The organism is Streptomyces sp. NPDC013157 (assembly GCF_042899865.1).
GTDB lineage: Bacteria > Actinomycetota > Actinomycetes > Streptomycetales > Streptomycetaceae > Streptomyces.
This window is the reverse complement of record NZ_JBIBAK010000005.1, coordinates 570,149-593,722: the sequence shown is the minus strand read 5'-3', so window position 1 is coordinate 593,722 and position 23,574 is coordinate 570,149. Positions and strand designations below refer to the sequence as shown.

Annotated in this window: 17 protein-coding genes; 8 read left to right on the top strand and 9 right to left on the bottom strand. The window is 72.8% G+C overall.

Annotation, left to right across the window (positions count from 1 at the left end):
* Nucleotides 1-74: 74 nt before the first annotated feature.
* The gene (locus tag ACFY6U_RS19165; protein WP_390039727.1) at nt 75-2,324 is read left to right on the top strand and encodes a hypothetical protein; all 2,250 of its coding nucleotides are present in this window, start codon (nt 75-77) and stop codon (nt 2,322-2,324) included.
* Here the strand turns inward: ACFY6U_RS19165 and ACFY6U_RS19160 are convergent, their stop codons facing one another.
* The 4 genes from ACFY6U_RS19160 to ACFY6U_RS19145 form a co-directional block, all read right to left on the bottom strand.
* On the bottom strand, nt 2,325-4,763 hold the full coding sequence (locus ACFY6U_RS19160; protein ID WP_390039640.1) for a right-handed parallel beta-helix repeat-containing protein: 2,439 nt from the start codon (nt 4,761-4,763) through the stop codon (nt 2,325-2,327).
* Nucleotides 4,764-4,937: 174 nt separating this feature from the next.
* Nucleotides 4,938-5,543: a hypothetical protein gene (locus ACFY6U_RS19155; protein WP_390039638.1), complete on the bottom strand. Its 606-nt coding sequence runs from the start codon at nt 5,541-5,543 to the stop codon at nt 4,938-4,940.
* Between the two features lie 207 nt (nt 5,544-5,750).
* Nucleotides 5,751-6,575: an MOSC domain-containing protein gene (locus tag ACFY6U_RS19150; RefSeq protein WP_390039636.1), complete on the bottom strand. Its 825-nt coding sequence runs from the start codon at nt 6,573-6,575 to the stop codon at nt 5,751-5,753.
* Nucleotides 6,576-6,617: 42 nt separating this feature from the next.
* Nucleotides 6,618-7,076, bottom strand: a complete 459-nt coding sequence (locus ACFY6U_RS19145) for a DUF6643 family protein (protein WP_351494900.1) — start codon at nt 7,074-7,076, stop codon at nt 6,618-6,620.
* Between the two features lie 279 nt (nt 7,077-7,355).
* On the opposite strand from ACFY6U_RS19145, the gene ACFY6U_RS19140 reads away from it, so the two are divergent.
* Nucleotides 7,356-8,705, top strand: coding sequence for a TerD family protein (locus tag ACFY6U_RS19140; protein ID WP_390039633.1), 1,350 nt, complete (start codon nt 7,356-7,358; stop codon nt 8,703-8,705).
* Nucleotides 8,706-8,718: 13 nt separating this feature from the next.
* Here the strand turns inward: ACFY6U_RS19140 and ACFY6U_RS19135 are convergent, their stop codons facing one another.
* Entirely contained in the window at nt 8,719-9,912 is a 1,194-nt protein-coding gene (locus ACFY6U_RS19135) for a glycosyltransferase (protein WP_390039631.1), read from the bottom strand.
* Nucleotides 9,913-9,951: 39 nt separating this feature from the next.
* Here ACFY6U_RS19135 and ACFY6U_RS19130 point away from each other — a divergent pair, with 39 nt between their 5' ends.
* Together ACFY6U_RS19130 and ACFY6U_RS19125 are read left to right on the top strand one after the other, a co-directional pair.
* Nucleotides 9,952-10,743 (top strand): glutamate racemase, encoded by a 792-nt coding sequence (locus ACFY6U_RS19130; protein WP_390039629.1) that lies wholly within the window; start codon nt 9,952-9,954, stop codon nt 10,741-10,743.
* Nucleotides 10,744-10,832: 89 nt separating this feature from the next.
* Nucleotides 10,833-11,390 carry a hypothetical protein gene (locus tag ACFY6U_RS19125; protein ID WP_390039627.1) on the top strand — a complete coding sequence of 186 codons (558 nt, stop codon included), beginning with the start codon at nt 10,833-10,835 and terminating at the stop codon, nt 11,388-11,390.
* A gap of 151 nt (nt 11,391-11,541) precedes the next feature.
* On the opposite strand, the gene ACFY6U_RS19120 is transcribed toward ACFY6U_RS19125, so the two are convergent.
* Nucleotides 11,542-12,570, bottom strand: coding sequence for an O-antigen ligase family protein (locus ACFY6U_RS19120; protein ID WP_390039625.1), 1,029 nt, complete (start codon nt 12,568-12,570; stop codon nt 11,542-11,544).
* 185 nt (nt 12,571-12,755) lie between these two features.
* Between ACFY6U_RS19120 and lnt the strand changes: the two genes are divergently transcribed.
* The 4 genes from lnt (at nt 12,756) to ACFY6U_RS19100 (ending at nt 17,821) form a co-directional block, all read left to right on the top strand.
* Nucleotides 12,756-14,369: an apolipoprotein N-acyltransferase gene (gene lnt / locus ACFY6U_RS19115; RefSeq protein WP_390039623.1), complete on the top strand. Its 1,614-nt coding sequence runs from the start codon at nt 12,756-12,758 to the stop codon at nt 14,367-14,369.
* Between the two features lie 67 nt (nt 14,370-14,436).
* Entirely contained in the window at nt 14,437-14,916 is a 480-nt protein-coding gene (locus tag ACFY6U_RS19110; RefSeq protein ID WP_390039621.1) for an NUDIX domain-containing protein, read from the top strand.
* 54 nt (nt 14,917-14,970) lie between these two features.
* Nucleotides 14,971-15,777 (top strand): 3-hydroxybutyrate dehydrogenase, encoded by an 807-nt coding sequence (locus tag ACFY6U_RS19105; RefSeq protein ID WP_390039619.1) that lies wholly within the window; start codon nt 14,971-14,973, stop codon nt 15,775-15,777.
* A 76-nt stretch (nt 15,778-15,853) separates the two neighbouring features.
* Nucleotides 15,854-17,821 (top strand): helix-turn-helix domain-containing protein, encoded by a 1,968-nt coding sequence (locus ACFY6U_RS19100; RefSeq protein WP_390039617.1) that lies wholly within the window; start codon nt 15,854-15,856, stop codon nt 17,819-17,821.
* Between the two features lie 32 nt (nt 17,822-17,853).
* On the opposite strand, the gene ACFY6U_RS19095 is transcribed toward ACFY6U_RS19100, so the two are convergent.
* The 3 genes from ACFY6U_RS19095 to icmF all read right to left on the bottom strand — a co-directional run bounded on the left by ACFY6U_RS19095 (nt 17,854) and on the right by icmF (nt 23,571).
* Entirely contained in the window at nt 17,854-19,230 is a 1,377-nt protein-coding gene (locus ACFY6U_RS19095) for an MFS transporter (RefSeq protein ID WP_390039616.1), read from the bottom strand.
* A 220-nt stretch (nt 19,231-19,450) separates the two neighbouring features.
* A complete protein-coding gene (locus ACFY6U_RS19090) occupies nt 19,451-20,311 on the bottom strand; it encodes a 3-hydroxybutyryl-CoA dehydrogenase (protein WP_390039614.1) in 861 nt (286 codons plus the stop codon).
* Between the two features lie 29 nt (nt 20,312-20,340).
* The gene (gene icmF, locus ACFY6U_RS19085) at nt 20,341-23,571 is read right to left on the bottom strand and encodes a fused isobutyryl-CoA mutase/GTPase IcmF (protein WP_390039612.1); all 3,231 of its coding nucleotides are present in this window, start codon (nt 23,569-23,571) and stop codon (nt 20,341-20,343) included.
* Nucleotides 23,572-23,574 lie beyond the last annotated feature (3 nt).

The following is a 23,574-nucleotide window of genomic DNA, read 5'->3' as shown; positions in this document are numbered from 1 at the left end:
GCCCCGCCGAGCGACTGACGGAGACGGGGACACGGACGGAGGCCGCGTCCGCGGACCGGCCCGCCGCACCGGAGATCGACCTGGAGCTCCTGGTCCACGGGGTCGGCGGTACCACGCCGGAGAAGATGCTCGACGATCCGCGCACGGTGCGGATCACCGGCGACGACACCGCCGCGGTCTTCCGGCGTGCCGAGGACGTCGACGCCGAGTCCCGGCCCGGCGACTACCGCGACCGGACGGTGTCCGAGGCATACGTCTGGTGCAACCTCACCTCGGGCAACGCCTCCCGCGCGCTGTGGCTGCTGCTCCTGCCGTTCATGGTGGTCAACCTCGCCCACTGGATGCGCCCCGCCGCCGAGGACCGGCCGCGCACCGTGCGCTTCTACGGCCTGCTGGTCCGGATCGCCGGGCTCACCCTGACCGTGCTGCTGGTCGCCGCCGCCTGCGAGGTCGCCCTGGACCTCGCCGCCTGGCAGTGCGCGGGCGTCACAGCCTGCGCCCGCCGGCACACCTGGCTCGGTTTCCTCTCGCCCGCCGGCTCCCACGGCGGCTGGTGGAGCGCACCCGGCCGCCGCCTCGCCCTGGCCGCCCTGGTCCCCACCGCCCTGACCGGCCTGCTCTGGTACCTCTCGCACCGCACCTGGAGCGCCTACGAGTCCACCCGTCCCCTGGCCAACGACACCGAGCCCGGCCACACCTCCCTCGGCAGCCCCGGCTTCTGGTACGGACGCCGGCTGGTCGCCCGGCTGCGTGCCGCCCACACCGCGGCGGGCCTGCTCACCGTCGCCGCCGCGGTCCTCGCGCCGGCGGCCGCCTTCGACCGCCGGCCGGGCGGAACCGCCAAACTGGACACCATCGGGTGGCTGCTGACCGGCGCCCTGATCGCCGGGGCCCTCGCCGCGGTGTGGGTGGTCTGCCGCCGGGGCCGCAGCGAGAACCTCCTCGACCAGGAGCTCGACCGGCATCTCGTACGACGCCTGCCGCTCGGCGCGCTCGCCCTGCTGGTGCTCGTGGTGGTGTACGCCGGCTGGTCCCGGCCGGGGTGGCGCTCGGTGGGGCGGCTCGCCGGGGACACCACCTTCGGCGGTCTGGCCCTGGCCCAGGGCGTGCTGGTGGTCGTCCTCGCGGCCGTCGCCCACGACCTGCACCGCCGGCTGCCCGATCCGCGCGCCGCGATGCGCGGCCTCGGCGGGCCCGCGGTCGCGCTGCTCGCCTGCGCGCTCGGCGGGGTGATCTCGGGCGGGGTCGCCCAGCGGGTCTCCGACTGGCTGGACGGCACCGGCACCTCCATCGCCGGCCCTCCGGTGCTGCTGACCTGGCAGGCGTCGGTGATCCCGCCGGTGCTCGTGGTGCTGCTCGCCGCGGTCGCCTGGCTGTCGTGGCGCACCTCTCGCCTCGGCCGCGTGGAACGCGCCGCCGTCGACCTCGGCCACCCCGGGGAGCCGCAGGACGCGGCCCGCAGCCGCCGTATCGCCCGGGTCCGGGCCATGGCGGTCCTCACCGACCGGACGCCGCTCGTGGTCACCGTGCTGAGCGCCGCCACGCTGGTGCTGGGCGCCGGGGCGCTGGTGGGCGCGCTGGCCACCGGCCGGACCCCGGACGCGGCGGCCGACCGGACGTACGCCCTGGTGCACGGCGCGGCCGAGACCTCGCAGGCGCTGGGCTCCTGGCTGGTCGGACTCGGCTTCGTACTCTTCGTCACCTGGGGCCGGCGCGCCTACAAGGACGCCTCCGCGCGGCGCACCATCGGCATCCTCTGGGACGTCGGCACCTTCTGGCCGCGCGCCGCCCACCCCTTCGCCCCGCCCTGCTACGCCGAGCGCGCGGTCCCCGACCTGACCTGGCGGATGGTCACCTGGACCCGCCGCACCGGCGGCCGGCTGGTCATCTCCGGTCACTCCCAGGGCAGCGTCCTCGCCGCGGCGGCCGCCTGGCAGCTGGCCCCGTCGGTCCGCAGCCGGGTCGCCCTGCTGACGTACGGCTCGCCGCTGGAACGGCTGTACGGCCGCTGGTTCCCGGCCCACTTCGGTCCCGCCGAACTCGGCTCCCTGCACCGCGAGGTCGCCTGCTGGCGCAACCTCTACCGCCTCACCGATCCCATCGGCGGCCCCGTGCGGATCCCCGACGGCGACGGCCCCGAGGTCGACCACGCGCCGCTGAAGGACCCCCTCGCCTACGGTCGCACCCCTGGTCACCCGCTCCCGGCCCCGATCCTGGGTCATTCCGACTACCAGGCGGACCCGGCCTTCGCCGAGGAACGGGAGCGGCTGCTGGCCCGGCTGCGCCCGGAGCTGCCCGGGCAGCGACCGCAACCGGGCGGCTGATCAGGCGAGTTCGGGCAGGTCCTCCGGGTACAGCAGGGTGAGGTCGTCGGTGGTCGGGTCGGCGAGCTGGGCGACCCGGCTCGCGTGCCGTTCCACCATCGCCTCGAAGGTCTGCCGGGCGGTACGGCCGTTGCCGAACGCGGGGCCCTTCGGGAGCACCGTGAAGTATTCCAGCAGTGCGTCGGAGGCACCCGGCGCCAGCCGGTACTCGTGCTCGTCGGCCTGCTGCTCCACGATCCGCAGCAGTTCGTCCGGGCCGTAGTCGCTGAAGGTGATGGTCCGGGAGAAACGCGAAGCGACACCGGGGTTGACCGAAAGGAAGCGCTCCATCTCCTCGGTGTAGCCCGCGACGATCACCACCACGGCGTCCCGGTGGTCCTCCATCAGCTTCACCAGGGTGTCGATGGCCTCCTTGCCGAAGTCCCGCCCGGCGTCCTCCGGCGACAGCGCGTAGGCCTCGTCGATGAACAGCACACCGCCGTGCGCCCGCTGGAAGGCCTCCTGGGTGCGGATCGCCGTGGAGCCGATGTGCTCGCCGACCAGATCGACCCGGGACACCTCGACCAGATGACCCTTCTCCAGCACCCCGAGGGAGGCGAGGATCTCGCCGTAGAGCCGGGCCACCGTCGTCTTGCCGGTGCCGGGGGAGCCCGTGAACACCAGGTGCCGCTTGACCGAGGCGGCCTTCAGCCCGGCCTGCTGGCGGCGCCGGCCGACCTCGATCATGTCGGTCAGCGCACGGACCTCCCGCTTGACGCTGTCCAGACCCACCAGCGCGTCGAGCTCTCCGAGCACGGCCTTCGAGGTCCGAGCCGGCTCCTCGGGCGCGGCAGGGGCGAGGAGCGGTTCCTGCTCGGTGCTGCGCTGGCCGGGGATCGCGCCCAGCAGGCCGGGTGACTGGTGCGGGGTCTGTACGACCGTCTCGCGCGCCGCGGGCGGGCGCAGGCTGCCGCTCTCGTCGCTGGTGCAGTCCTCCACCACCGGGCCGGTGCCCGCCCCCGCATCCGGACCGCCGTCCGCGAACTCGTAGCCCCCGCGCGCGCACCGCTCCGTACGGCACCTGCGCAGCGTCGTCCGGCAGCCGTCGATCACGTGGAAGCCGTAGCCGCCGCTGCCCGTGACCCGGCAGTTCTGGAAGGTGCCACGGCCGCCCGCCGACACGTAGAAGCCCGCCTCGGCCGGGGAGTCGACCGTGCAGCGCTCGATGGTGGGGTCCGCGCCCTTGGTGACGATCACTCCGGTCTGGGTGGCGTCCACCGTGCAGTTGTTGAGGGTGCCGCCGCTGCCGTGGTCGCGGAACCAGGCGCCGGTGGCCGCGTCCCGGATCCGGCAGTCGTCGAGCTGCGCGGTGGCGCCGTCGCTCACCGACACAGCCGTGTTGCGCACCTGGGAGAGATCGCTGTCGACGACGTCGGCGCGGGAGCCGCGGTCCAGCACGAACAGGGCGTCCGGCACGTCGTGCACCCGGCAGGAGTCCAGGACCACGGTGGCGCCGTCGCTGACCCACACCGCGGGATAGTCGCCCGTGCTGTCGAAGATCTCGCACTGGTTCGCGTCCACCCGGGTACCCGGGTCCCACACCGACAGGCCGTTGCGGCCGAACTGACGCACGGTCGTCCGGGTCAGCGTCAGCACTGACCGCGAGCGCAGGTCGACCGCGTTCTCCGGGATGTCGTGGATGCGGCAGTCGGCAAGGGTGAGCACCGCGTCGGTGTCGAGGGTGACCCCGTCGGCGGTGGTGCGGTGCACATCGCAGTCGGTGAGGTGTGCCGTGGCCCGCGCGGTGACCTGCACCCCGGAGCCGCGCACCTCGTAGATCTCGCAACCCACCGCTTCCAGCGCGGAGTTCTCCCCGGTCGCCGTCATGCCGGTGCCCGAGGCGTGGTGCACCCGGCAGCGGTCGAGCCGCGGGTGGCCGCCGCCGCGCACCGCCACACCCGCCTGGCCGGCCGCCACGACCTCGCACTCCTCGAACACCCCGCCGCCGCCGTCGAGTACGGCGATCCCGATGCCCGCCGGGTTGTCCACGGTGCACCGCCGCACGGTCGGCCGGGCTCCGCCGCGCACCTCGATCCCGGCGGCGGACCGGGTGACGATCCGCACGTCCAGCAGCTCGGGGGTGCCCTCCTCGACCAGCAGCGCGGGCGCGGCCGCGTCCTGGCCCTCGACATGCAGGTCCTGTACGACCGCCGAGGCGCGCACGGTCAGCGGGACCCCGTCCGCGGGGGCGATGCGCACCGAGCCGGGCGAGCCCTCGGGCCCGCGCAGCGTCACCGCGCGCTGGACGACGAGGTTCTCCCGGTAGGTGCCGGGCGCGACCGTGAGGACGTCGCCGTCGGCGGCGGCCTCCAGGGCGGCGGCGAGCGACGCGTACTCACCCGTGCGGCGCCGCCACCTCGATGTGCCGGTGTGCGTCACCTGGACCGTGCCCTGTGCCATGGCGTTGCCGTGCCCCCACCTCGTCGTACAGATCGCTCGCTCGCCTTGCGGGCGGCACCGCGGACGGTGCCCGGCCCTGTGGTCCGCTCGCGCGCGGGTCGATGCCGAATGCGCTTCGGCCGGTCCACCGTAGCGTGCGCCGAGGTGGTGGGTTGACCAGAGACGGAAAGGCCGTCAGCTGCCCGTCCCGGCCTTGCCCCAGTCCGGGCCCGCCCGGTCCCAGGCCTGGTCCCACCGTGCGTACCTGCGACGGACCATACGCCAGACGATCGTCCGTCTGCCGCCCTCGACCAGCCCCGCGGCCAGCAGGGCCGCGCCGAACCCGGCCAGCACGGCGTGCGTCGTCGCGGTCGCGGTGTCCAGCGGACGGGCCGTGACGACCCCCTGCCGGTCCGTCCAGACGTCGAAGTGGTCGCCCTTGTGCGGGGATTTGATGGTCGTCAGGACCGGGCCCTCTTGCCGGGTGCCGTCCGGTGCCGTCCAGTCGGCGAGGACGCGGCTGCGGGTGTCGTGGACGCTGGTCGCGTCGGGGTCGGGCTCCACCGGGGCGCCGCCCAGCTTGCGCACCACCGTGGCCAGGACCAGATGCCGGTCGTGCTGCTGCTGCCGGACCGACCGCTGGAGGCTGTCCTGGGCGGCGGCGCCGACGAACGAGCCGAGCAGTGGCGCGGCCACCACGATCAGCACCAGTGCCGCCATGGCCACCCAGGCCTCGGCCAGGTCGGTCGCGCGGCGCAGCGGATTGCGCCGCCAGCGCCACAGGCCGCGGATCGCTCGCACCGGCCACCACCCCCTTCCCGCTCCGTGATAACCCCCGCCCGGTCCGTTCACCTGGGACCCCGGCCGAAGAGAGAGCGAAATCACCCCCGGCAGGGACCCTCATGAACTTCTCACGACCCCCAACGACCGGGCCGCGGGCTCGGGTTCCCGGAACGCGACGGTGATCGCCCGACGCACGGTCACCGACATCGTTCGGCCCCCGGGGTCTCAGCCGAGGACCCGGACCGGGTCCCCCACCCGGATCGTGCCGGGGGAGCGCGGTACCAGGTTCTGGCCGAAGACCAGCTGGTTGCCGAACCTGCGGTGCCGCGCCAGCGTCCGCAGCGGCTCTCGGCCGCGCTCGGCGGTCGCCTGGTCGGTGGTGGTCACGATGCACCGCCCGCACCTCTTCGCGACCCGGAACTCGACCTCGCCGATGGCGATCCGGCTCCAGTCGTCCTCCGCCCAGGCCGGGGTGGACCGCACGACCACGTTCGGCCGGAAGCGGTCCATGGGCAGCGGGCCCTCGCCGGGGTGGTCGCCCTGCGCGACGAGGGAGTTGAGGGCGTCCAGCGAGGCCTGCGTGGTGACCAGCAGCGGATAGCCGTCGGCGAAGCTCACGGTCTCGCCCGGCAGCGCGTGGTCCGGATCGACCGGGCGGCGGCTCGCCGGGTCGTCCATGTGCGCGAGGCGGACGTCGGCCTCCAGATACGCGCCGCACCACGCATGGGCCGGCTCCGCGGCGAGGACCGCCTCCACCTTCGTGCCGAAGATGTCCACCGGCACCGTGACCCCCGGCTCCGGGACCGGCACGGTCAGGGGTGCGCGCCCGGGCGCGGACAGGCGTACGCCGCCGCCGGGCAGCAGCTCGGCAGCGGCGAGCGCGAGACGCGGCTGTACCCGCTGGGTGACGACCTTTCCCCCGTCGTCGATCAGAACCCAGCGTCGGTCACCGGCCAGCCCCCAGGGCTCCACGACGGCCTCCCGGGGCGAGAAGCCCCGGAGCGCCTTGACCGGGTGGACGTGGATCGACTGCAGTTCGGCCATTCCCATGACGCCATCGTGCCAGGCCGCACGGACATCGGGGGCTGCCGGTCAGTAGCCGCGGTACTGCTGCTGTTGCTGGTTGTTGTACGGGTCCTGGTACGGAGCCGTCGGCGCGGGGCGCGGAGCCGCCGGGCGCATCGCCTCGTAACCCGTGCCGCCCATCATCGGACGGGGCGGCTGCGGCTGCTGCGCGGGGTAGCCGCGCGGTCCCGTCGCCTGCTGCGGGATGTACGCCGTGGGCGCCTGCTGCAGCGGTGCGGGCTGCTGCATCTGCTGCGGGTAGCCGTAGCCCGGGGCCGGCTGGGAGGGGCCCGCCGGAAGGGCGGGCAGTGCCGACGGCAGCGCGGGCAGGTTGCTGAAGCTGCTCGGCGCGTCGTAGGCGGGAGGAACCCGGATCGGGGCGATCTGAGGGGTGCCCCGTTCGGCCACGAGCGAGTCGTAGATCGGAGTGTCCGGGAAGGAGGCGGAGTAGTAGCCGCCGCCATAGGTGGAGCGGGGGGAGGTCATGGCACATAAGTTAAGCCCACGATGTGCTGGTTGGGGAGACCGATAAGAGGGTTGTTTTCCGTGTCGGCGGTGACGCCGGATCCCCAATCCGAGCGAACTCGGCAAAAAAGGACGGCAATCAGCGTTCGGATCGTGTAAAGGCCGAGTTCCGAGCCGGTTACCGCCAGTTGGCCAGGGATCTTCCTGTGCCGCTCATGGGAGATCCCTGTCCCCGGGAATAGGTTGTGAGGGTAGGGATGACCTGGGGTGGCCGGGGCGCACCCGGCGTGCGGACACAAGATGGGGGCGGACATGTCAATGCCGAAAGGATCGAATACGCCGGTGCCGACCACGGCACTGCGTGTCGAATTGGGTTGGCGCTCCGGCCCGGGCGCCCCGGACGCGGACGCCTCGGCGCTCCTGCTGGTCGCCGGGAAAGTGCGCTCCGACGGGGACTTCGTCTTCTACAACCAGCCGGCGCACGCCTCGGGCGCGGTCCGGCACGAGGGCAAGCGGCGCTCCGGCGACCTGGTCACCGACACACTTTTCGTCGACCTCGCGCGCGTGGAGACCCCGATCGAGCGGATCGTCCTGGCGGCCTCGGCCGACGGCGGAACGTTTGGGCAGGTCCCCGGCCTCTACGTCGAGGTCCGGAACGCGGCCGACGGGCAGGTGGTCGCCCGGTTCGACAGCGCGGGCGCCACGGTGGAGACCGCTTTCGTGCTCGGTGAGTTGTACCGCCGCCAGGGCGGCTGGAAGTTCCGTGCGGTGGGGCAGGGGTACAGCAGCGGGCTGGAAGGGCTCGCCACCGACTTCGGGATCACGGTGGACGAGCCGCAGCACCCGGCGCGGCCGCCCATGCCGCAGGGTGCCCCGCCGACTCCGCCCCCCGCCCCGGCTCCGGTCGCCCCGCCGGTACCCGGGCCGGTCGCCCCGCCGTGGCCCGCCGGCCCGCCCACCTCGCAGTACCCGGCGCCGACCTCCGCCGCTCCGCCCGTCCCGCCGCCCCCGCCGGCCGCACCGGTACGGCTGTCCAAGGTGACACTCACCAAGGCGGCCCCCTCCGTGTCGCTGGCCAAACAGGGCGGCACCTCGGGCGCGCTGCGGGTCAACCTCAACTGGCAGGTCCGCAAACAGCTCCCGGGCTGGGGCGGCCGGCACGGCGGGGCGGGCGACCTCGACCTCGATCTGTGCGCCCTGTACGAGCTCGCCGACGGCCGCAAGGGCGTCGTCCAGGCGCTGGGCAACGCCTTCGGCTCCCTGAACCGGCCCCCGTACATCCACCTCGACGGCGACGACCGCACCGGTGCCGTGTCGAGCGGTGAGAACCTCACCGTCAACCTCGATCACAAACAGGACTTCCGGCGCATCCTGATCTTCGTGACGATCTACCAGGGCGCCACGTCCTTCGCCGACCTGCACGCCACCGTCACCCTCCAGCCCCAGCACGGCGCCCCGGTCGACTTCTCCCTGGACGAGTGCACGGTTCCCTCGACCGTGTGCGCGCTCGCCCTCCTCACCGGTGCCGGCGGCGACCTCGTCGTCCAGCGCGAGGCCCGCTACCTCGTCCCGGAACGCGGGGTGAGCCCGCAGCGCACCGTCGACCGCGCCTACGGCTGGGGCATGAACTGGACGCCCGGCCGCAAGTGACGGACGCGGGCGGTCAGCCCTCGTCGGTGACGGCGTCGGGACGCGCGTACGTACGGCCTTTCCAGGCCGCCCCGCGCCCCCCGTAGTGCTGCACCGCCGAGTCGACCGTCATGAGGAGGTAGAGGAACGCGGTGAACGGCAGCAGGGGAGCGAGCCACAGCGGCTGCCGGTAGTAGCGGAGCATCGGCAGGTACGTCGCGGTCATCACCAGCCAGGCCGCGGCGCCGACGAGCACCGCCGGCGTGCTGCCGGTGACCGCCCCTGCCAGTACCGCCGCCGGCGGCACCAGGTAGACCAGCGCGAGACCGGCGACCGTACCGAGGAGCAGCAGCGGGTTGTGCCGCAGTTGCGCGTACGCGCTGCGGGAGACCATTTGCCACAGGTCGTGCAGGCGCGGATAGGGGCGCACGCTGTCCACGCGGTCGGCGAGCCCCAGCCAGACGTGGCCTCCGGTGCCCTTCACCGCGCGGGCGAGCGCCACGTCGTCGATCACGGCATGCCGGATGGCGTCCGGGATGCGCGCCCGCTCCGCCGTGTCGGCGCGCAGCAGGACACAGCCGCCCGCCGCCGCCGCGGTGCGCGAGCCCTTCCGGCCGATCCGGCGGAACGGGTACAGCTGGGCGAAGAAGTAGACGAAGGCGGGCACCACGAGCCGTTCCCACAGGCTCGCCACCCGCAGCCGGGCCATCTGCGAGACCACGTCGAAGCCCCCGGTGCGGGCGGCCGCCACCAGCAGCCGCAGGCTGTCCGGCCCGTGCGCGATGTCGGCGTCCGTCAGCAGCAGGTACTCGGGGCCACGCGCGCGTGCCAGAGCGATGCCGTGCCGTACCGCCCACAGCTTGCCCGTCCAGCCCGCGGGCGGCTCACCGGGCGAGGTCACGGTCAGCGGCAGCCCGCCGTGGCGCGCGGCCAGCTCCCGGGCCAGCTCCCCGGTGCCGTCCGTACTGCCGTCGTCGACCAGGAACACCTCCGCCCGCCCCGGATAGTCCTGCGCCAGCAACGACGGCAAACTCAGGGGCAGTACGGCGGCCTCGTCCCGGGCCGGCACGACCACGCACACGTCCGGCCACTCCGCGGGCTCGCGCCGGGCCGGCAGCCGGACGTCGGTGCGCCAGAAGAAGCCCTGGCAGAGCAGCAGCCACAGCCAGGCGGCTAGGGATACGGCGGCGGTCCACGCGATGGCGCTCACCCGCGCAGTCTGCCCCATCCGACCTGCCCCCAACGGCCCATCGTCTATCGTGGCCGGGTGAAGATCGCGCTCATCGACTCCGGAATCGGCCTGCTGGCGGCCACCGCAGCGGTACGGCGGCTGCGCCCCGACGCCGATCTCGTCCTCTCCTTCGACCCCGAGGGCATGCCCTGGGGACCGCGCACCCCCGAGGGCATCACCGAGCGCGCCATGGCCGTCGCCGAGGCCGCCGCCGCCCGTCGGCCCGACGCGCTGATCATCGGCTGCAACACGGCGACCGTGAACTCGCTCGCGGCGCTGCGCGCACGTCTGGAACCGGGCATCCCGGTCATCGGCACGGTCCCCGCGATCAAGCCGGCCGCCGCCGGCGGTGGTCACGTCGCCATCTGGGCGACCCCCGCCACCACGGGCAGCGCGTACCAGCGGGGTCTCATCGAGGACTTCGCCGACGGCGTACCGGTCACCGAGGTGCCCTGCTGGGGGCTGGCCGAGGCCGTCGAGCACGCCGACCAGGCCGCCATCGACGCCGCCGTGACCGCGGCGGCCCGGCTCACCCCCGCCGACGTCACGACCGTCGTCCTGGGCTGCACCCATTACGAACTTCTGGCGGAACGTATCCGCACCGCCGTCCAGCGCCCCGGCGCCGCCCCCCTCGTCCTGCACGGCTCAGCCGGCGCCGTAGCCGCCCAGGCGCTGCGCCGGATCGGTGCGCAGCCTGCCCCCGACGCACCGGCCACCGGCACGGTGACCGTGCTGCTCAACGGCCGGGAGGGCGACCTGCCCGAGGCCGCGCTCGGCTACGCCGAGGCCCGGCTGCTCCGCACGGCCAGTCCTGCCGCGTCCCCGTGAACCGTCCGGGGCCGGGGATACCCCCGATGTGAGCAGTCACCCTCCGCAACGCGGTGCCCGCGCAGCGAAACCTGAGTAATCTCGTAGACATGAGGGACCACCCCCGCGACCACTCCCCGGACGAGGACGCCTCGCACTCGGACGTCTGGACCGGGCGCGCCACGAACCGGGTGCAGTGGCTGCTGGCGTTGGTCGGCGCGGCCTGCATGGCGCTCGGTATCGAACTGGCCGTGGACTCCGCCTGGACCTCGGGCGTCACCGCGCTGGTGATGGCCGTCGTGGGCTGTATCGCCGCCGGACTGCTGGTCCTCTTCGGCACCCTCGCCTTCGTCCACGTCGACCTCAGGCTCGACAGGGAGTGTCTCGAAGTCCGCTGCGGTCATATAGGAGTACCGCGCCGTCGTATTCCGCTCTCCCACGTGGTCGGCGCCGACTTCTCCCCGCAGATCACCCCGCGCCACTGGGGCGGCTGGGGCTACCGCTGGCGCCCCGAGAAGGGCACGGCCGTCGTCGTCCGCCGAGGCGAGGGCATCGTCCTGAGCCTGTGGGACGGCCACACCTTCACGATCACCGTGGACAACGCCGAGTCCGCGGTGCGGGCCATCCGGGAACGCCTGCGGACCATCACACCGGGCACAGCGCACTGACGCGGGCCGCACACAGGGCTGGACCACATGGGGCTGGGGCACATGTGCCGGGACCTTGCGTGGCGTGACCACATGTGGCTGGGCCATACGGCCGTACCTGTGGCTCGGCCACACAGCTCGACCACACAGCTTGACCCCACACTCGTACGGCCTAACTGCCTGGCACCCCCGCCACCCAGGGACGTGCCGTCGCCAGACCCGCCAGCAGGCCCGCGCCCGCCGACACCGTCGTGAAGCTCAGCGCGTTGCCGACCGCGGCGATCACGGCCAGGGCGGTCAGTGCAGCGCCGGCGGTGAGGGCGACCGGTGTGGAGCGGGCGGACCGCCACAGGGCGTAGAGGATCCAGCAGAACGCGGTGGCCAGGAGCAGGACGCCGACCAGGCCCTGTTCGGCGGCCAGCTGGAGCGGCGCGGAGTGCGGCCTGCCGTCGGGCCGCAGGGCCTCGGACGCGGTGCCGCTCAGCTCGCCGAAGCGCCCGGGGCCGACGCCCACGGCGGTGTTCCGGTGCGCGAGACGCACCGCGTCCCGCCAGAGCTGGACGCGGTGCTCCGTGAGGGGGCCCTCCAGGGCGGCGGCGAGGCCGGCGGGCAGAACGTCCGCGGCGACCGCCCAGACCGTACCCGTCACCAGCGCGGCCGTCAGTGCCAGCCCGGCGACGGCCGGCCCCCGCCGCCGCGTCCGGCCGGCGGCGAGGGAGCACAGCAGGACGACGGCACTGACCGCGCAGCCGGTCGCCGAACCCACGGCCGCCCCGGCCACCGCGATGCCGGCGGCCAGCATCCGCAGTCCGAACCGCAGCGCCGGAACCGGCGTCGCCCATGCGGCGCAGCACGCGCCGCCCGTCGCGAGTACCAGCAGCGCCGCGACGGCCCCGGCATGGCCGAGCGGCGTCCCGAACGGGGGGCCCGGCGCCAGCCGGGGCATCGCCACCGCGAACGCCAGCCCGGCCAGCGCGCCCGCACACGGCGCGGCCACCGGCAGCAGCGCCCCGGACATCCGGCCGGCGGCATAGCCCGCGGCAACCGCGAGCACGGCCAGCAGCACCCCCTCGGGCCGTCCGTCGCGGCCGGTCGCCGAGATCAGCGGCCACGCGGCGCACGCCCCGAGCACCACGACGCCCACCGCGTCAGAAACGTTTCGTCTGTCGCTGTCCGTGTCCCTGTCGGCAGCGGACGTCATCCCGGTCGATCCCACCGTCGCCCCCCGTACCCCGGTCCCCCGACCTGCGGCGGGCCCCGCCGTCCGCCTCGGCACACCGTAACCGGTGATGCCCGCTTTGTGGACGACTTGGACCGGAACGGTGCGGTTCCTGCATGCCGAGACCGTGCTGTCGACCGCAAGGTCAACCGCCGTACACTCCCCGGGTGACCGTCACCGCAACTTCCTTGGACCAGTCGGACCAGCTCACGCCGCGTCCCGCGCCCCGCGCCCGCGCCCTCCGGCTGCTCCGCCGTCTGGTCCCGGCCGCCGCCTCCGCGCTCAGCGGAGTGCTGCTGTACGTCAGCTTCCCGCCGCGCACCCTGTGGTGGCTGGCCCTGCCTGCCTTCGCCGGCTTCGGATGGGTGCTGCGCGGCCGCTCCTGGAAGGCGGCCCTCGGTCTCGGCTATGTCTTCGGGCTCGGCTTCCTGCTGCCCCTGCTGGTGTGGACCGGTGTGGAGGTCGGCCCCGGGCCGTGGCTCGCGCTGGTGGCCATCGAGGCCGTCTTCGTCGCGCTGGTCGGCGTGGGTGTGGCCGCCGTCTCCAAACTGCCGGCCTGGCCGGTGTGGGCGGCCGCCATATGGGTCGCGGGCGAGGCGACACGCGCGCGCGTGCCCTTCCGCGGCTTCCCCTGGGGCAAGATCGCCTTCGGCCAGGCGGACGGTGTCTTCCTGCCGCTGGCCGCGGTGGGCGGCACCCCGGTGCTGGGTTTCGCCGTCGTCCTGTGCGGGTTCGGTCTGTACGAGGTGGGCCGGCTGGCCGTCGAGGGCCGACGCACCCGCGAGATCCGGCGCGGGGCGGCGGCCGTGGCCCTGCTGAGCGTGGCCGTGCCCGTGGTGGGCGCGGTCGCGGCGCGGGGGCTGGTGAGCGACAAGGCCGAGGACGGCTCGGTCACCGTCGCGGTCATCCAGGGCAACGTGCCGCGGGCCGGCCTGGACTTCGCGTCGCAGCGGCAGGCCGTGCTCGACTACCACGTCAAGGAGACGCTCAAGCTGGCCGCCGACGTCAAGGCGGGCAAGGCCGCCAAGCCGGACTTCGTGCTCTGGCCGGAGAACTCCTCCGACGTCGATCCGTTCGCCGACGCCGACGCGGCCGCCGTGATCGACCAGGCCTCGAAGGCGATGGGCGTGCCCATCTCGGTCGGCGGGGTAGTCGAGCGGGGCGGCAAGCTCCTCAACGAGCAGATCCTGTGGGACCCGGTCAAGGGCCCGACCGCGACGTACGACAAGCGGCAGATCCAGCCCTTCGGCGAGTACCTTCCGCTGCGCGGCCTGGTCGGTGCGATCAACAAGAACTGGACCAGCATGGTCCGCCAGGACTTCAGCCGCGGTACCAAGCCCGGTGTGTTCGACATCGACGGCACCAAGGTCGGCCTCGCCACCTGCTACGAGGCCGCCTTCGACTGGGACGTGCGGGACACCGTCACGCACGGCGCCGAGATGATCTCCGTGCCGAGCAACAACGCCACCTTCGACCGCAGCGAGATGACCTATCAGCAGCTCGCCATGTCCCGGATCCGCGCGGTCGAGCACAGCCGTACCGTCACCGTGCCGGTGACCAGCGGCGTCAGCGCGGTCATCATGCCGGACGGGAAGATCACCCAGAAGACCGGCATGTTCGTGCCCGCCTACCTGGTGCAGAAGGTGCCGCTGCGCACCTCCGAGACGCCCGCGACCAAGCTGGGCATCCTCCCCGAGATCGCGTTGGTGCTGGTCGCGGCGGGCGGGGTCGGCTGGGCCATCGGGGCCGGGGTGCGCGGCCGGCGCACCGGTGACGCGTAGCCGTACACCCGCTGTACACCCCGTGGCTTCGGCCGGGTGCGGGGAGGCGGGCGGTTAGGGTCGCCTCATGGCTACTCCTGACTTCATCCGCACGATCCGGGCCGCCGCCGGCCACCAGCTCCTCTGGCTGCCCGGGATCACCGCCATCGTCTTCGACGACGAGGGCAGAGTGCTGCTGGGCCGCCGCACCGACACCCGCAAGTGGTCGGTCATCGGCGGCATTCCGGAGCCGGGGGAGCAGCCTGCGGCCTGTGCCGTGCGGGAGGTCTTCGAGGAGACCGCGGTGCGCTGTGTCGCCGAGCGGGTGGTCCTCGTCCAGGCGCTGAACCCCGTCACCTACCCGAACGACGACGTCTGCCAGTACATGGACATCACGTTCCGCTGCCGGGCCGTCGGCGGCGAGGCCCGTGTGAACGACGACGAGTCGCTGGAGGTGGCCTGGTTCGACGTGGATGCCCTGCCGGAGCTGAACGAGTTCGGGGTGTTCCGGATCAAGCAGGCCATGTCGGATGCACCCACATGGTTTGACCCTACGGCTTATAGCTGAAGTATGTGTGCCGACGCTATGTGGGAGTGGGGGGTCGGCACCTAGGGTCGCCCCATGAGCTCGCCCAGCACCCGTACCGCCCCCGCCCTCGACCTGCACGGCCGCATCGCCCTCGTCACCGGCGCCGCCGGGGGCATCGGCCGCGCCTGCGCCCTGCGTCTCGCGGCCGCCGGGGCCCGGGTCAGAGCCGTCGACCGGGACGAGCCCGGACTGGCCGAGCTCGTGGACTCGGCCGGGCAGGCCCTGGGCCCGGCGGGCGGCGGGGCCGTCGAACCGTACGTCCTCGACCTCACCGACCTGGACGCGGCCGAACGCGCCGCCGCCGGTACCGACGTCCTCGTCAACAACGCGGGCCTCCAACTGGTCCGCCCCATCGAGGAGTTCCCGCCGGACGCCTTCCACACCGTACTGACCGTGATGCTGGAGGCGCCGTTCCGGCTCATCAGGGGCGCGCTGCCGCACATGTACGGGCAGGGCTGGGGCCGGATCGTGAACGTGTCCTCCGTCCACGGGCTGCGCGCCTCCGCTTACAAGTCCGCTTATGTGGCAGCCAAACACGGTCTGGAGGGGCTGTCGAAGACGGCCGCTCTGGAGGGCGCGCCCCATGGGGTGACCTCCAACTGTGTGAACCCGGGCTATGTCCGCACCCCGCTGGTCGAGAAGCAGCTCGCCGACCAGGCACGGGCGCACGGCATCCCCGAGGAGCGGGTGCTGTCCGAGGTCCTCCTGACCGACAGCGCCGTCAAGCGGCTCGTCGAACCGGACGAGGTCGCCGAGGCCGTGGCCTACCTCTGCGGCCCCCAGGCGTCCTTCGTCACGGGCACCTCGCTGGTGCTCGACGGCGGCTGGACGGCCCACTGACGGACCGAGTACCCGGCGGCCCGCGAGTTTTCCACAGGCCCGACGGGCCGGAGCGGCGATGCGGAATCCTGTGACCATGTCTCGCAATCACGTGCAGTCCGCCAGGCGGCCGGCTCCGGCCCCCGCGGCCGGTGCCCTCGACCTGGGCGCCGAAGCGCCCGGGGGTGCCGAGCCGGCGTACCTCGAACTGCTGGCCAGGGGCGCCTCGGCGGAGGCGTACGAGCAGCCGGTGCTGCTCGCCCGCGCCGAGAACCGGCCACCGGAGCGGATCGCCGCCCTGGAGCGGGCCAAGCTCCTCGCGCTGCGGGTGCGCAGCGAGCTGGAGGGCAGACGCCGACGCGAGGCCGAGCTGTCCGCCCTGTTCGAGACCGCGCACGACCTGGCAGGACTGCGGGACGTGGACGCCGTGCTCCAGGCCATCGTCCAGCGCGCCCGCTCCCTGCTCGGCACCGACGTCGCCTACCTGAGCCTGAACGACCCGGCGCGCGGCGACACCTACATGCGGGTGACCGAGGGCTCGGTCGCGGCCCGCTTCCAGCAGCTGCGGCTGGGCATGGGGGAGGGGCTCGGCGGACTCGTCGCACAGACCGCGCGGCCGTACGTCACCGACGACTACTTCAAGGACGACCGCTTCCAGCACACGCTCACCATCGACGCCGGAGTGCGCGACGAGGGGCTGGTCGCCATCCTCGGCGTCCCGCTCATGCTGGGACCGCACGTCATCGGGGTGCTGTTCGCGGCGGACCGGCGGGCACGCGTCTTCGAACGGGAGCAGATCGCGCTGCTCGGTTCCTTCGCCGCGCTCGCCGCGGCCGCCATCGACACGGCGAACCTGCTCACCGAGACCCGTTCGGCCATGGCCGGACTGGAGCGGGCCAACGAGATCATCAAGGACCACAGCGCGGTCATCGAACGCGCCTCGGACATCCACGACCGGCTCGCCGAACTCGTGCTGCGCGGCGGCCAGGTCCACGACGTGGCCGCCGCCGTCTCCCAGGTCCTCGGCGGCACGGTCGAGTTCACCGACACCGCCGACGCACGGTCGCTGGAGACGTCGCGCACGGAGGGGCACGCGGTACGGCACGGCAGCGACTGGATCGTCCCGGTCGCCGCGGGCGGCGAACTCCTCGGCGCGCTGGTGCTGCGCGGCCGTGCCGGCCTCGACCCCGTCGACCAGCGCACCCTGGAGCGCGCCGCGATGGTCACCTCGCTGCTCCTGCTGGCCCGCCGCTCCGCCGCCGAGGCCGAACAGCGAGTGCGCGGCGAGCTGCTGGACGACCTCCTCGACGCCCGGGTCCGCGAACCGCGCCAGCTGCGGGACCGCGCCGCCCGGTTGCACGCCGACCTCGACGCCACGCACGTCGTGCTCGCAGCCCGCCCGGAAAGCCCGGTGGCGGACGCCGAGGAGGCGGCGGCAGTGCGCCGCCGGCTGTGGTCGGCCGCCTCCCACCTCGCCACCACCCGGCACGGCCTGGCCGCCGCCCGTGACGGCGGCACCGTCCTGCTGCTGCCCCTCGACCCCGGCGACACCGCCGCCGACGTGGCCCGGCGTACCGCCCGGCACCTCGGCACCGCCGTCCACCAGCCGGTGACCGTCGGCGCCTCCGCCCCCGTCGCCGACCTCGCCGCCCGCCCCGACGCCGTGGCGGCCGGCTACGCCGAGGGCCGCCGCTGCCTCGACGCGCTGAACCTCCTCGGCCGGGGCGGTGACGGCGCCGCCGCCGAGGACTTCGGCTTCCTCGGCCTGCTCCTCGCCGGTGAACGGGACGTCGCCGCGTTCGTCACCCGCACCATCGGCCCGGTGGTCGCCTACGACCGGCGGCGCGGCACGGAACTGCTGCGCACCCTCGACGCGTATTTCGCGTGCGGGATGAGCCCGGCCCGCACGAAGGACGAACTCCACGTCCATGTGAACACGGTGGCCCAGCGGCTGGAGCGGGTGGCCCGCCTCCTCGGCGACGGCTGGCAGAGTCCCGCCCGCGCCCTGGAGATCCAACTGGCGCTGCGCCTCCACCGGTTGGGGGCGCCGCCGGAGCGCCGCTGATCCCCCGGGGACGGGGGACCGGCGGCGCGGGCTCAGCGGGCGGGCACGTCTTCGCCGCGCGCCGGTTCGGTCGCGGCGCCGTCGTCGGCCAGGTCGCGCCGCCGGGTCTCCTTGGCCACGCCCACCGCGACCAGGGTGAGCACGGACGCCGCGATCACGTACAGGGCGATCGGGGTCGGGCTGTCGTAGTCGGCCAGCAGGGCGGTGGCGACGAGCGGGGCCGGCGCACCCGCGGCGACGGAGGCGAACTGGGCGCCGACGGAGGCGCCTGAGTAGCGCATCCGGGTCGCGAACATCTCGGCGAAGAACGCGGCCTGGGGCGCGTACATGGCGCCGTGCAGCACCAGGCCGACGGTCACCGCCAGTACCAGGTACCCGAACCGCCCGGTGTCGGCGAGCGCGAAGAACGGGAACATCCACAGTCCGATCCCGGCCGCGCCCAGCAGATAGACAGGCCGCCGCCCGACCCGGTCCGACAGCGCGCCCCACGCCGGGATCACGGCGAAGTGCACGGCGGAGCCGATGAGTACGGCGTTCAGCGCGGTCTGCTCGGAGACACCGGCGGAGGTGGTGGCGTAGACGAGGACGAAGGCGGTGATGACGTAGTAGCTGATGTTCTCCGCCATCCGCGCGCCCATCGCGACGAGCACGTCACGCCAGTGATGCCGCAACACGGCGACGAGCGGCGGCTGTTCGGCCCTCCCGGCGCTCCGCCGGGCCTCGGACCGGGCCAGCGCCTCCCGGAACACGGGCGATTCGTCGACGGAGAGCCGGATCCACAGCCCGACGACGACCAGCACTCCGGAGAGCAGGAACGGGATCCGCCAGCCCCAGCTCGCGAAGGCGTCGTCCGACAGGACGGAGGTGAGCAGCGACAGCACACCGGTCGCCAGCAGCTGGCCCGCCGGGGCCCCGGTCTGCGGCCACGACGCCCAGAAGCCGCGCCGGCGCGCGTCCCCGTGCTCGGAGACGAGCAGGACGGCTCCGCCCCACTCACCGCCCAGCGCGAACCCCTGGACGAGCCGCAGGAGGGTCAGCAGGACGGGCGCCGCACCGCCGACCGTCGCATGCGTCGGCAGCAGACCGATCGCGAACGTCGCCCCGCCCATCAGCAGCAGACTCAGCACGAGCAGCCGCTTGCGCCCGAGCCGGTCGCCGTAGTGCCCGAACACCAGGGCACCGAGCGGCCGGGCCGCGAACCCGACGGCATACGTCAGGAACGACAGCAACGTGCCGACGAGCGGGTCGGAGCCCGGGAAGAACAGCTTGTTGAAGACGAGGGCGGCCGCGGAGCCGTAGAGGAAGAAGTCGTACCACTCGATGGTGGTGCCGATGAGGCCGGCGGCGACGATGCGCTTGAGACTGGCGAGGGTGACGGGCGTCGGTGGAGCGGATGCTGCGGAGGTCATGTGCGCCACTTCCTCGTGTGCGGTGGGGACGGGTACGTGTCGGCACACCGTAGGAAGAGGCAGGTCAGGCGGACATGTGGTGGGACTACATAGTTCGGGGGGAGTGTGCGTGCGCCCCCTATGCCTCCACTTCGAAGTCCGAGTGAGGAGCTTTGTGCCCATCACGTAGCGTCACGACGGTACTGGGCAGACCTGGGCTTTGTGGGCGGTCTGCCTTTGTTCAGGCGTCGTACGCGTAGAAGCCGCGGCCGTTCTTACGGCCGAGGTGGCCTGCGGCGACCATGCGGCGCAGTAGTGCCGGCGGGGCGTACAGCGGTTCCTTGAACTCCTCGTACATCGACTCGGCGACGGCTTGGGCGGTGTCCAGACCGATGAGGTCGAGCAGGCGTAGCGGGCCCATGGGGTGGGCGCAGCCGAGTTCCATGCCTTGGTCGATGTCCTGGGGCCGGGCGCCGCCGGACTCCACCATCCGGACCGCGCTGAGCAGGTAGGGCACGAGGAGGGCGTTGACGACGAAGCCGGAGCGGTCGGGTGCCTGGATGGGCTGCTTGCCGAGTTGCGTGACCAGGCCGCGGGTGCGCTGCACGGTGTCCGGGCTGGTGGTGAGGGCGGGAACGAGTTCGACCAATTTCTGTACTGGAACGGGGTTGAAGAAGTGCATGCCGATGACCTGGCGGGGCCGCTCGGTGGCGACGGCGAGGTCGACGACGGGGATGGAGGAGGTGTTGGTGGCCAGGATCGCCGCGGGGTCTTCGACCGCCTTGTCGAGGGCGCGCAGGACGTCGGTCTTGATCTCGCGGTTCTCGGCGACGGCCTCGACGACGAACTGACGGTCGGACAGGTCACCGAGGTCGTGGGTGAACGAGAGCCGGGCGAGGGCATGGTCGCGCTGTTCCTCGGTGATCTTGCCGCGCTGCACGCCTCGGTCGAGGGAGGCGGTGACTCGACGGCGGCCTGCCTCGACGGCATCGGGGGTGGCTTCGGCGACGCGGACGTCGAGGCCGTTGCGGGCGGCGACTTCGGCGATGCCGGAGCCCATGAGGCCGCAGCCGACGACGCCGAGACGGGTGACGGAGTCCATGTGATGTCCTATCCGGTCAGTGGTCGTGGTCAGACGTTGCGGCGGTATTGGCCGCCGACCTCGAAGAATGCGTCGGTGATCTGCTGCAGCGAGCAGACGCGGGCGGCGTCCATGAGGACGGCGAAGACGTTGTCGCCGCCCACCGCCGCGTCCTTGAGGATGGCCAGGGCGGCGTGAGCCGGCTCCTGGTGGCGGGCCTGGAAGTCCTGCACGCGCGCCAGTTGGGACTGCTTCTCCTCCTCGGTGGCGCGGGCGAGTTCGATGACGCCGGTCCCGGCGATGTCGGCGTGGGGGCTGCGGAAGGTGTTGACGCCGATGATGGGCAGGGTGCCGTCGTGCTTGCGCTGTTCGTAGAGCATCGACTCGTCCTGGATACGGCCGCGTTGGTAGCCGGTTTCCATGGCGCCGAGCACGCCGCCGCGCTCGTTGATCCGCTCGAACTCCGCCAGGACGGCCTCCTCGACCAGGTCGGTGAGTTCGTCGATGATGAACGACCCCTGCAGGGGGTTCTCGTTCATGGCCAGGCCCCATTCCCGGTTGATGATGAGCTGGATGGCCAGGGCCCGGCGGACGGAGTCCTCGGTGGGGGTGGTGACGGCCTCGTCGTAGGCGTTGGTGTGCAGGGAGTTGGCGTTGTCGTAGATGGCGATGAGGGCCTGCAGGGTGGTGCGGATGTCGTTGAAGTCCATCTCCTGGGCGTGCAGGGAGCGTCCGGAGGTCTGGACGTGGTACTTCAGCTTCTGGCTGCGTTCGTTCGCGCCGTACTTCTCCTTCATCGCGACGGCCCAGATCCGGCGGGCGACGCGGCCGAGGACGGAGTACTCGGGGTCCATGCCGTTGGAGAAGAAGAACGACAGGTTGGGGGCGAAGTCGTCGATGCGCATGCCCCGGGCGAGGTAGGCCTCGACGTAGGTGAAGCCGTTGGCCAGGGTGAAGGCGAGCTGGCTGACGGGGTTCGCGCCGGCCTCGGCGATGTGGTAGCCGGAGATGGACACCGAGTAGAAGTTGCGGACCTTGTGCGCGATGAACCACTCCTGGATGTCCGCCATCATCCGCAGGCTGAACTCGGTCGAGAACAGGCAGGTGTTCTGGCCCTGGTCCTCCTTGAGGATGTCGGCCTGGACGGTGCCGCGCACGTTCGCCAGCGCGTGCGCGCGCAGTCCGGCCGCTTCGTCGGGTGACGGGTCGCGGCCCTCGGCGGCGCGGAAGCGGTCGAGCTGCTGGTCCACGGCGGTGTTGAGGAAGAACGCCAGGATGGTGGGGGCGGGTCCGTTGATCGTCATGGACACCGAGGTGGTGGGCGCGACCAGGTCGAAGCCGTCGTACAGCGCCTTCATGTCGTCCAGTGTGGCCACCGAGACGCCGGAGGTGCCGACCTTGCCGTAGATGTCGGGGCGTTCATCCGGGTCGCGGCCGTAGAGGGTGACGGAGTCGAAGGCGGTGGACAGGCGGGTGGCCGGCTGGTCTTCGGAGAGCAGCCTGAAGCGCCGGTTGGTGCGGAACGGGTCGCCCTCGCCGGCGAACATGCGGGCCGGGTCCTCGCCGTCGCGCTTGAAGGGGAACACCCCGGCGGTGAAGGGGAAGTGGCCCGGCAGGTTCTCCCGGCGCCAGAAACGCACGAGCTCGCCGTGGTCGGTGAAGCGGGGCAGGGCGACACGGGGGATCCTGTTGCCGGAGAGGGACTCGCGGGTCAGCTTGGTGCGGATCTCCTTGTCCCGCACCTTCACGACCTGCTCGTCGCCGGAGTACGCCTTCACCACGGCGGGCCAGTTCTCGATCTGCTCCGTGATGTCGCGCGGGAGCCGCCTGCGGGCGTCCTTGAGCAGCGACTGCACGTTCGCGGGGTCGGAGCCGGCCTCCACGAGCTCGCCCCTGACCGCGTCCAGGCGTTGCACCCGCCGTGCCGCCTCGGCCAGTCGACCGGTCTCGGTGTGGTAGCCGCGGACGGTGTCGGTGATCTCGGCGAGGTAGCGCACCCGGTCCGCGGGGACGACCTGCCGGATGCCGGAGGAGTGGCGTACCTCGACCGGTGCCAGCGTGCCCTCGTACAGTGGCAGCCCCTTGCCGGCCAGATCGGCCTTGAGGTGCTGGTAGAGCGCGGTGACGCCATCGTCGTTGAACGTGGCCGCCGAGGTGCCGTACACCGGCATGCCCTCGGGCCGCATCCCGAACGCCTCGCGGTTGCGGACCAGTTGGCGGCCCACGTCGCGCAGCGCGTCCTTGGCGCCGCGCCGCTCGAACTTGTTGATCGCCACCACGTCGGCGAAGTCGAGCATGTCGATCTTCTCAAGCTGCGAGGCGGCGCCGAACTCCGGTGTCATCACGTACAGCGAGATGTCGACGAACGGCACGATCGCCGCGTCGCCCTGTCCGATGCCCGGCGTCTCCACGATCACCAGGTCGTAGCCGGCGGCCTTCACGACGTCGATCACGTCGGACAGGTGCTCGGGCAGCTCGCGGCTGCCTCGGGTGGCCAGGCTGCGGAAGAAGACCCGGCTGCCGTCGAGGGAGTTCATCCGGATCCGGTCACCGAGCAGGGCACCGCCGCCGCGGCGCCGGGTCGGGTCGACCGCGATCACCGCGATCCGCAGCTTGTCCTGCTGGTCGACCCGGAACCTGCGCACCAACTCGTCGGTGAGCGACGACTTCCCCGAACCACCGGTGCCCGTGATGCCGAGCACCGGAACCGACCCGGCGACAGCCGTGGCACGCAGCTGTGCGAGGAACTCGGGAGGCAGTTTGCCGAGTTCCGCACCGGTGATGGCGCGGGCGATCGCGAACCGGTCACCGGCCAGTACGGCGGCCGCGTCGGCCGGCTTGCCGTCCCAGAGGCCGAAGTCGCAGTCCCGCACCACCGAGTTGACCATCCCGGCCAGGCCCATTCGCTGGCCGTCCTGCGGCGAGAAGATGGTCACCCCGCTGTTGCGCAGCCGGGCTATCTCGTCGGGCACGATGACGCCCCCTCCGCCGCCCACCACGCGGATGTGGTCGGCGCCCTGCGCACGCAGCGACTCGACCAGGTACTCGAAGTACTCGACGTGCCCGCCCTGGTAGGACGAGACGGCCACGCCGTGTGCGTCCTCCTCCAGCGCCGCGTCCACGATCTCCCGCACCGACCGGTTGTGGCCCAGGTGGATCACCTCGGCACCCTGCGACTGGAAGATCCGCCGCATGATGTTGATCGAAGCGTCGTGCCCGTCGAACAGAGCTGAAGCGGTGACCAGGCGAACAGGGTGCACGGGCCGGTGCAGATCGCTCATGAG

Bases quoted from the DNA above. Each gene is read 5' to 3' on its own strand.
- ACFY6U_RS19110 (WP_390039621.1), top strand. From the start codon at position 14,437: ATGGCTACTCCTGACTTCATCCGCACGATCCGGGCCGCCGCCGGCCAC.
- ACFY6U_RS19120 (WP_390039625.1), bottom strand. From the start codon at position 12,570: ATGACGTCCGCTGCCGACAGGGACACGGACAGCGACAGACGAAACGTT.
- ACFY6U_RS19160 (WP_390039640.1), bottom strand. From the start codon at position 4,763: ATGGCACAGGGCACGGTCCAGGTGACGCACACCGGCACATCGAGGTGG.
- icmF (WP_390039612.1), bottom strand. From the start codon at position 23,571: ATGAGCGATCTGCACCGGCCCGTGCACCCTGTTCGCCTGGTCACCGCT.
- ACFY6U_RS19100 (WP_390039617.1), top strand. From the start codon at position 15,854: ATGTCTCGCAATCACGTGCAGTCCGCCAGGCGGCCGGCTCCGGCCCCC.
- ACFY6U_RS19150 (WP_390039636.1), bottom strand. From the start codon at position 6,575: ATGGGAATGGCCGAACTGCAGTCGATCCACGTCCACCCGGTCAAGGCG.
- ACFY6U_RS19105 (WP_390039619.1), top strand. From the start codon at position 14,971: ATGAGCTCGCCCAGCACCCGTACCGCCCCCGCCCTCGACCTGCACGGC.
- ACFY6U_RS19125 (WP_390039627.1), top strand. From the start codon at position 10,833: ATGAGGGACCACCCCCGCGACCACTCCCCGGACGAGGACGCCTCGCAC.
- ACFY6U_RS19090 (WP_390039614.1), bottom strand. From the start codon at position 20,311: ATGGACTCCGTCACCCGTCTCGGCGTCGTCGGCTGCGGCCTCATGGGC.
- ACFY6U_RS19135 (WP_390039631.1), bottom strand. From the start codon at position 9,912: ATGGGGCAGACTGCGCGGGTGAGCGCCATCGCGTGGACCGCCGCCGTA.
- ACFY6U_RS19140 (WP_390039633.1), top strand. From the start codon at position 7,356: ATGGGGGCGGACATGTCAATGCCGAAAGGATCGAATACGCCGGTGCCG.
- ACFY6U_RS19145 (WP_351494900.1), bottom strand. From the start codon at position 7,076: ATGACCTCCCCCCGCTCCACCTATGGCGGCGGCTACTACTCCGCCTCC.
- ACFY6U_RS19095 (WP_390039616.1), bottom strand. From the start codon at position 19,230: ATGACCTCCGCAGCATCCGCTCCACCGACGCCCGTCACCCTCGCCAGT.